The 7,346-nt window shown below is 42.3% G+C and carries 11 protein-coding genes; 4 read left to right on the top strand and 7 right to left on the bottom strand.

The window, feature by feature from the left end; genetic code table 11:
• From CAPGI0001_RS10635 to CAPGI0001_RS10620, 3 genes are all read right to left on the bottom strand, one after another.
• On the bottom strand, positions 1-366 hold a 366-nt coding region (locus CAPGI0001_RS10635; protein WP_002669960.1), incomplete at its 3' end, for a lytic transglycosylase domain-containing protein.
• 13 nt (positions 367-379) lie between these two features.
• Positions 380-589 (bottom strand): hypothetical protein, encoded by a 210-nt coding sequence (locus CAPGI0001_RS10630; protein ID WP_050769251.1) that lies wholly within the window; start codon positions 587-589, stop codon positions 380-382.
• A gap of 290 nt (positions 590-879) precedes the next feature.
• The gene (locus CAPGI0001_RS10620) at positions 880-1,143 is read right to left on the bottom strand and encodes a hypothetical protein (RefSeq protein WP_155813476.1); all 264 of its coding nucleotides are present in this window, start codon (positions 1,141-1,143) and stop codon (positions 880-882) included.
• Positions 1,144-1,527: 384 nt separating this feature from the next.
• On the opposite strand from CAPGI0001_RS10620, the gene CAPGI0001_RS10615 reads away from it, so the two are divergent.
• Complete coding sequence (locus CAPGI0001_RS10615; protein WP_040360292.1) at positions 1,528-1,872, top strand: helix-turn-helix transcriptional regulator; 345 nt, start codon at positions 1,528-1,530, stop codon at positions 1,870-1,872.
• Positions 1,873-2,818: 946 nt separating this feature from the next.
• Here CAPGI0001_RS10615 and repA read toward each other — a convergent pair.
• The 4 genes from repA to CAPGI0001_RS10595 form a co-directional block, all read right to left on the bottom strand.
• Positions 2,819-3,670 carry a plasmid replication initiator RepA gene (gene repA / locus CAPGI0001_RS10610; RefSeq protein ID WP_050769250.1) on the bottom strand — a complete coding sequence of 284 codons (852 nt, stop codon included), beginning with the start codon at positions 3,668-3,670 and terminating at the stop codon, positions 2,819-2,821.
• Between the two features lie 251 nt (positions 3,671-3,921).
• Positions 3,922-4,374, bottom strand: coding sequence for a hypothetical protein (locus CAPGI0001_RS10605; RefSeq protein WP_155813475.1), 453 nt, complete (start codon positions 4,372-4,374; stop codon positions 3,922-3,924).
• 121 nt (positions 4,375-4,495) lie between these two features.
• Complete coding sequence (locus tag CAPGI0001_RS10600) at positions 4,496-4,948, bottom strand: hypothetical protein (protein WP_050769249.1); 453 nt, start codon at positions 4,946-4,948, stop codon at positions 4,496-4,498.
• Entirely contained in the window at positions 4,949-5,362 is a 414-nt protein-coding gene (locus CAPGI0001_RS10595; RefSeq protein WP_040360282.1) for a hypothetical protein, read from the bottom strand.
• A gap of 568 nt (positions 5,363-5,930) precedes the next feature.
• Between CAPGI0001_RS10595 and CAPGI0001_RS10590 the strand changes: the two genes are divergently transcribed.
• The 3 genes from CAPGI0001_RS10590 to CAPGI0001_RS10580 form a co-directional block, all read left to right on the top strand.
• The gene (locus CAPGI0001_RS10590) at positions 5,931-6,365 is read left to right on the top strand and encodes a DUF6166 domain-containing protein (protein WP_040360289.1); all 435 of its coding nucleotides are present in this window, start codon (positions 5,931-5,933) and stop codon (positions 6,363-6,365) included.
• A 145-nt stretch (positions 6,366-6,510) separates the two neighbouring features.
• Positions 6,511-6,780 carry a hypothetical protein gene (locus tag CAPGI0001_RS10585; protein ID WP_002669959.1) on the top strand — a complete coding sequence of 90 codons (270 nt, stop codon included), beginning with the start codon at positions 6,511-6,513 and terminating at the stop codon, positions 6,778-6,780.
• 30 nt (positions 6,781-6,810) lie between these two features.
• Positions 6,811-7,346 (top strand): HEPN domain protein (locus CAPGI0001_RS10580; RefSeq protein ID WP_040360280.1); only part of this gene is annotated, 536 nt, incomplete at its 3' end.

Below are 7,346 nucleotides of genomic sequence, written 5' to 3'. Positions count from 1 at the left end.
GTAATAGCAACTAAGCGCCCTTTTGAGAGAGCCGCCGCGCCGGTAGCAATCGATAATTATCTTTTCAAAAACCTTGAGGTTGGTGCAGGGATCGAACAACTGAGAGGCGGTAACATCGTACTTTGAAAAATTAGTCTTATTGATTTGCATCAGTCCGACAGAGAAATTTTTTCCTTTTGCTTTCAGCTCATTAACATGCGCTAAAGCCTCAGCTTTAGAGGAAGGAAAAAGGGATTTACCGTTAACGACTCCTATTGCATAAGGGTTAAAGCCGGACTCTGTTTTAGCTACGTCGTGCGCGGTATCGGGATGGACTGAAACGGCACACTGCATAGCAATTGCCATAAAAGCAGCAGTGCTAAGCATAAACGGCCTCCGCTCAAAAGTTGATTGGTGCCTCGTCATCCTTCACAGGCATGATCACTACTTTTCCACTTACCGACATGCCAGGCGTGATCACAAGCGTCATACCGTTACCGGCATTGTGCGGCCACACCGAACCGACCCGATGCCACATAGTTTTTTTCTCGCCTGCCTGCTCATATTCTTGAGTCAGAAAAGCTGTATGTGTTGGCTTACTGCTCATCATTTTCACTCCTTTTTTGGCGACTCATGACGCAGCTCCATGAGAAGCGCGGCACGAGCCTGATCGCTAAAATTATCAAGAACGTATTGAACAAATGAACTTGGCTTGACGTTTGATTGAGCGTGAAAGGAAATATCTCTTGCGTGTTTACACGCTGATTGCCAGCGCTCCTTACCTATATAAACAATCGCGCTGGTAGATTCATTATCTTGCGGAGGTGGCATTAATTATCTAACTCCCGAATTTTAAGCAAAAAAAAGCCGCTTAAGCGACTGGATTGTGAAAAAGGAAATTCAATATTTGATGAGGGGTTTTTCTCCTAATTTAACTTTCTGTCTTGCCCTACAGGTAAGGCGAGTATAGCGATCAGAATTAGTTTTACGCGGAGGAGAAGCGTCGGGGTTTGCTCTATTTTGTCTTGAAATAATTGGACCTGATATATCTACAGCCTTAACAGCTTTAGCTGCTTTCACACACCCCTTATTAGACAAATAATAATTGCGTCTTTCTTCTCGCTCTTTATCTGACTCTTGTTCCCTTTCAGATGCGCGTCTCATTCTGCGCCTGTTTTTGGCATTATCGGATGCCATTAAGGTGATTACGACTGTCATAGATTCCCTCCGGTTATTGCTTTTATGGTGCAAAGGGCAGATCCCAGGCACCAGAAAAACAATAAAACGTCAGAATCCCGCATTGCTGCGGGGCAAACCCCATCGATGATAAAGAGCGATAGAACTATGTGACTTAACTCAAATTAATGCAGGGAAATCCTAACCTTACAGAAACTACTGTATAAATATACAGATTCTGATTGGCGCAGGTCAACCTTAACATTGTTAATACATTATACACCTGATGTATGAATAAACAACCATTGATTAGATAATCATACAAAGTAGGACAGGGAAGTTTGTAAGATGCTAAAAATAGTGGAGAAAATTATGATTCCTAAACGACTGAGAGACGCCAGAAAGAACGCCGGTATATCGCAGGAGAAACTTGCAGAACTGGTTGATGTGGAAGGAATAAATATCCGTTCCAGAATTTCCAGCTATGAAGTTGGCAGGGTTGAGCCGTCATTTAATTTGATGGTAAAAATAGCGGCAGTCCTTAACTATCCAGAATGCTATTTTTACACAATTGACGACGCATTAGCTCAGACAATTCTGGAAATTCATCTTAATAAAAATAATTCATCGCATAACCCTTATCTTAATACTATCCACCATGCTGAAAAATTATGCAGTGAATTACACGACCTATTAAAAAAAGCATCAGCAAAATAAGCAATTAACTATCATCAGGCTTATATAGAAGCCTAAATTTTATACTTTAAATATCACCAGGCCCGCTGTTAACGATTAACAGCAAATGTAATCCCACCAACGGATTTCAAAGTTAAACATCCCTTCTTAACCTCCAGGCTGATAAAACAGCCTGGTCCCAAACAACAACAGGTTTCAGGGTTTTTAAAGGAAGCCGACAACTGCTGCCACAGAGAACGCCTTTCTTAAACGTCGGCGGTAGCCCGCCGTAGGCGGCTACGTTAAATCATATTCTGCTAAACCCCACTTCGCCCTGCAAGCCATGCGGCCTAAAACCAACTTAAGCCCCTCATTGCGCGGTCGGAGTGGTCACGGCAAGGCAAAGCCGCAGCCGGGGCGTATCTCCGCGTTAGCGGCCTTTAGGACGCTTACGAGCGTGTACGTTAAACCTATAGCAATTTTATCGAAGTGAATGATGTAGTTACACCATCCATTATAGCGCGAACTGTTTCCGGCCTTTGGCCGGGACAGGTGGCGCTACAGTGGACATCGATCAGTGAGCCTACTTTCACTTTTTGCCCATCGGAACGATGGGAGCTACTTATTCTCTGAGCGGCATGGCTGCAAGCCATAGCAAGCGAAGTCATTATTACTGTCCACAGGACAGGTGCTGAATAGGTATTCTTTTTAAAAGATAACTAATAAAAGACTTTTAAAAGACTCCAAGCACTTAACAAACCTATCCGTAATGCAGTCATTGGAGTATCTCCCTTGCACTTAAGAGTTGATAACTAAGCTAAAGAGGATTGAGGCCAGCTCTAACTATGAAATTGGGGCAGAATTTGACGCGAAAGAGGAGATCAATAAGGGGAAATCGTCATTTTTGGGAGTAGACAGCCATGATAAAAAGGTGCAGGCGTAAAGAGTCCTCCGGCTGCGCCGGAGAATTTGAGGGGGGCATAATGAGTTAGGCGGCCAACCTGGTGAAATTGCCTCTGGACATGATTAGCCGCTCTTTGACGCGACGTGCAACCTCATCAAATACAGCGTTTTTCTCAGCAGGGAAAGCGCCGGAGGCGATTTCTTTTGAGAGTTCACGTCTTACCAGATTTTCTATTTCCTGGCGTGTACGCTCTTTATCTCGATTGGCTTTTGCGCGCTTTTCGCCCTGACGCTTACGCTTGAGCCGATAATCGTAAAAACGTTTACGAAAGGCTCCCCAGGCTTCTGAAATGTGCTCTTCAATGCTTAGTGCAGGTAGCCCACGCTTTGAACGCTCTCGATTCTTCCATCCAGCTCGTTCTCTCACAACGCCTTCTAAAGCTCTTTCAGAGATTTCAATCGCGTTAAAAAAGTCATTAGTGAAAGTAATATCGGTTGGGAAGTTACAACCCAAATCTTTGCAGAACTCAGTTTTATAGGTAATTAACCCTAGAACTTCGAGTAACTTGAGAGTACGAGTTGCGCGGGTTATGGCCAAGTTTAAATTAACGGACTCAGTGGCAAGGCCACATTCGATAGCCAGTGTTGTTAGTGTGACGTTCACACGGCCAGCTAAAGGATCGTAATGATAGCAAAGCCCTTGTAACAGAGACTCTACAGCCTTACGCACATCAAGTCTCGGCATACGATGCCGAACGCCACGTTGACGGGCAAAGGCCACGAACATAGAAAAGACGAATTTAGAGGTAAACCCAGCGCTGGCTTTCATCAACTTTTCATTGAATGGAAGAGTGCTACTACCTGATTTCGGAGTGAAAACAGGATCAGGGTTTTTTACGCGGCCGCAAGGAGAGCGAAAAAGAGAATTATCATGCACTGTAGCCCGTACTTATGGCCGGGCGGGGAGATTGCTTTGATGTATACATCTGTTATAATCCTTCCGATGCAGTTTGTACAAGCCCCCTGATTTCCTTCCATCCGGCCAAGGTGTAGAAGAGGAGTCAGGGGGTTTTTACTTTATGGCCTTAGCCACACTTCCTTAGCGCTTTCTGGCGCGCCTAACCATGTTCATCTCAAAATCTGACACGTAAACTACCATGTATAAATATATCTTACAATATGGCGTGTTTAGTCGTCGTTTGCAGCACTGTTAACCTGACCAATCTCAAATTTATGTAAATTACTGCCTACACGAAGCAGCCGGTGAAACGGTTTCGCTGATTCTACTACGGCTGTGAGCCTTTCTACAGCGACTAACAGCACACAAATGCCAGTTGCATAAAGAGCGCTGAAATCACCCGATACCCACAGATTTTTGTTGTGCGAAAAAAAGAAATTCAGGCAGTATGCAGCGCTTAAAATCAGAGCTGGAACCCTAAACCGTAGCAACAGTAAAAGCACTGTCATAAGTGGATAGTGCAGAGCGCAGGCGAGCAATAACCGAACTCCATACAAAATACGCTTCAATACCTTAGTCGCGCCAACTTCTGTCTTTGCGTTCAATGTAACATTTTCGGTCTTACGCGCATTAGGTAAGTAAAAAACGTTATCTCTTACTTCGATATTGGTGTTTTTTAACATCGCTACCGCCCTCGCTTCGCTCAGTTGCTCAACGTCGACCCGACTGAAAAACAAGTTTTTCCGTCTCTCGCCGTTCCCTACTCATTTTCAAAGACTCTGAAATCTTTAAAACTCATCTACTTCAAAATCCTTCATCAATATCAAAGATGCCAAGCACAGGATAAATCTCCTGTGATGCACGGCCAGTTATCACCAGGAAGCGGCGCCAAATGCCATATGGAATATCTTTTTCCCCGCTCCTAAATGCTCTTATCTGCCTTGATGCACCTTTACTTCTTATCCCTAAAAGATTGGCTAACTTTTCATCAGAACCGTACTCAGGGAAGGACGATTTAAATTGCTCAAACCAGGCATCGACAAGCGTACCAGGCGGCGCAGACCAACCCTGATCCTGAGTAAGAAAAAACTTGTCGCTAAGAGCGTTATAATCAACCTGTTTAGACTTAGGGAATCGCCTTGCAGTAAGATTATTTTTCAAGGTTTTAATCCCTTCATCTACCCCCTGCTCTAGCAGAAAAATACGTTGTTCAGAAACATCTGGAACATCAAAAGAAATGATATCTTTATCTTTCACTTATGACTCCCATGTAGCCAATATACGTGCATAATATATACCAAGCGCCATTAATGGACTCAAACACAAATAGATAACATTAAAGACGCATACTTTTAAAGTATTAATCGCCAAATCCCAGTAATAGAAAGAACATCCAAGATAGGCCACAATGCCGGTAATCAATACTATTGCAGGGAGTATATAAAACTCATAGCAATCTTTATCCCATGCGCTAGACTTTCTGCTTACTATTGGAGAACCTACAACGATAATATATGAGATGATGGATAATAACCCTCCTAACCTCATTGATGGATTACTAAGATCACCATATTTAAAAATCACAAGCATCATACTCAAGTAAACAATTCCTTGAATTATGCCATGTACAAAATCAAACTTAACTACGTGTTTTTTTATATCATCAAGCATTTGATTTTCCTTTATTTTTTAGCATAAAGGGGTTCCCTCCCCTTTTTGCTATCTTTATTGCGGCGTTAACTTTATTGAGCTTACATCAGAAACCCGGATGTTAACCAGACTTAAACTACCCTTGGCTAAATCCTTCCATCGTCCTTGATTATGAATATTAAGAAAGCAATAGTACAAAAACCGAGGTAATACTATGTCTGTCCTTAGTACCTTAATCCCGATACTTTCTGAATAGAAATCATAGGAAGGCTTGCCAACAGTGTTTAAAGAGCCTCGACGAATAATCCAAAAATCAGCTTCAGGATAATTAGTCTTTATGGTTGCCACATCTGAAAGTTTCATTCGTTTCCCTTGAGGGCTTAGCCTTCCCGAAACGAGTGGCTTTCTGTCGCCCCCGCATAAACCATATTAGGATAATTTATCCTAATTAGCAATAAATATTTTAACCAGTGCCAGTGCAAATCATCTACCATCTATAGTTAGTTGTAACTAAATATAGCTAACCAAAAAAATGCCCATTTCACTAATATGTATGATATATAAAAAACATCGCCAAAGTGAGGTAAAAATGACTGTAGAAAAACGCCCTACCCTGTCAGATTTTGACTTTAGCCGAGTTAAGGTTAATCCTGGTCCACCTACGGAAAACAAAGCAAGGATTCTTCTGCGCATCGTGGAAGGCGCCGGTGTCGCCTTATGGCAATCTGATCCAGAGAGCACACCAACTATTTTGATCCAGAAGGGCAATCTTTTCCCTTCCCCTGGTGGGTATACCTGGGGTTACAAAGGTGGAGGATGTAAGAATCTGGCCTTCGCTATGGTAACGGTTATCTATCAAGACGATCATCTAGAGAAAGCCGAACTCAGCGAGCGGGCTTATAAACTGGTAGAGGACTACATTTCAGTTCTGCAACAAGACCAGCCGCACGACCTATCAGTAGCTTACATTCGCAAGTTTCTTGGGGACAGAGAATTGCCAGCTATCTATGATCAACACAGGTAGTCGGACACTATATTCAATATGTAGTGAGCATATTGAAGCTTGATGCACAACATGTGGTAAATCTTGCATTTCTAAATCTGTTAATTGACGTGTCTAGCCCTCCAAAACATACTGTATATAAATACAGTATGTTTTTAGGGGTTATATGGGCGGCAAAGACACCAATTATCAGGTAGTTTATCGGGGTGAAACGCTCCCTTTCTACCGTCCGGGCGGGTACGTTTTCTTTCAGCGCAGCAAGGAAAGCGGAGGTGGTTACTGGCTCGGGCGCACCTACGATGACTGTTTCATTTTTGAAATAGAAAAACCTATCTCACTGGCTTACGGGTTGGACTATTTGCTTTGCTTGGAAGAGATACAGCGCAGAGCAACAGAGTTTATTGATGAGTATGACCCAAACTACACACTCTTTTAGTATGACGAACCTATGCGTTCAAGGATAAAAATGTCTAATAAAATTCAACAACGCTTTGATGATTTACTGTCTTTAGCCAATAGAATTTCTGAAAGCACTTTTACTTCCAGATCTCAATTTTCCTCTGGTACTTATGTGGATAATGAGCTGTTGGTTCAATGGGTTACTAAAACAGAAAACTTAGTTCATAGCATTTGTGGAAGCACTTCTACTTACTATGTAACCTTTACAGAAGCAAACCAAATAAAAGGGTTGGAGACTAATGAAGGAAAATTCAAAAGGTTGAAGTCTATATTTATCGCCATCAAGGATGATTTTGAAAGTGGTTACTTAACATCCTACAAATCAATTATCCAAGCTGAATTGTTTGATAGCGAACTTGAACAAGCTAAGTCTCTTCTCGAAGCTGGCTACTTTACAGCCGCCGCAGTCATAGCAGGAACAGTATTAGAAACAAGTCTGCGGGAACTCTGTGAAAGAAACTCTTTGCCTATTGGAAAATTAGATAGGATGAATGCCGATCTTGCGAAGCAAGGTTTATACAATTCCATTCAGCAAAAAAAAAT

The organism is Capnocytophaga gingivalis ATCC 33624, from assembly GCF_000174755.1.
GTDB classification, from domain to species: Bacteria; Bacteroidota; Bacteroidia; order Flavobacteriales; family Flavobacteriaceae; genus Capnocytophaga; species Capnocytophaga gingivalis.
Note: the sequence above shows the minus strand (reverse complement) of the source record. Positions and strands in the feature narration are given on the sequence as shown.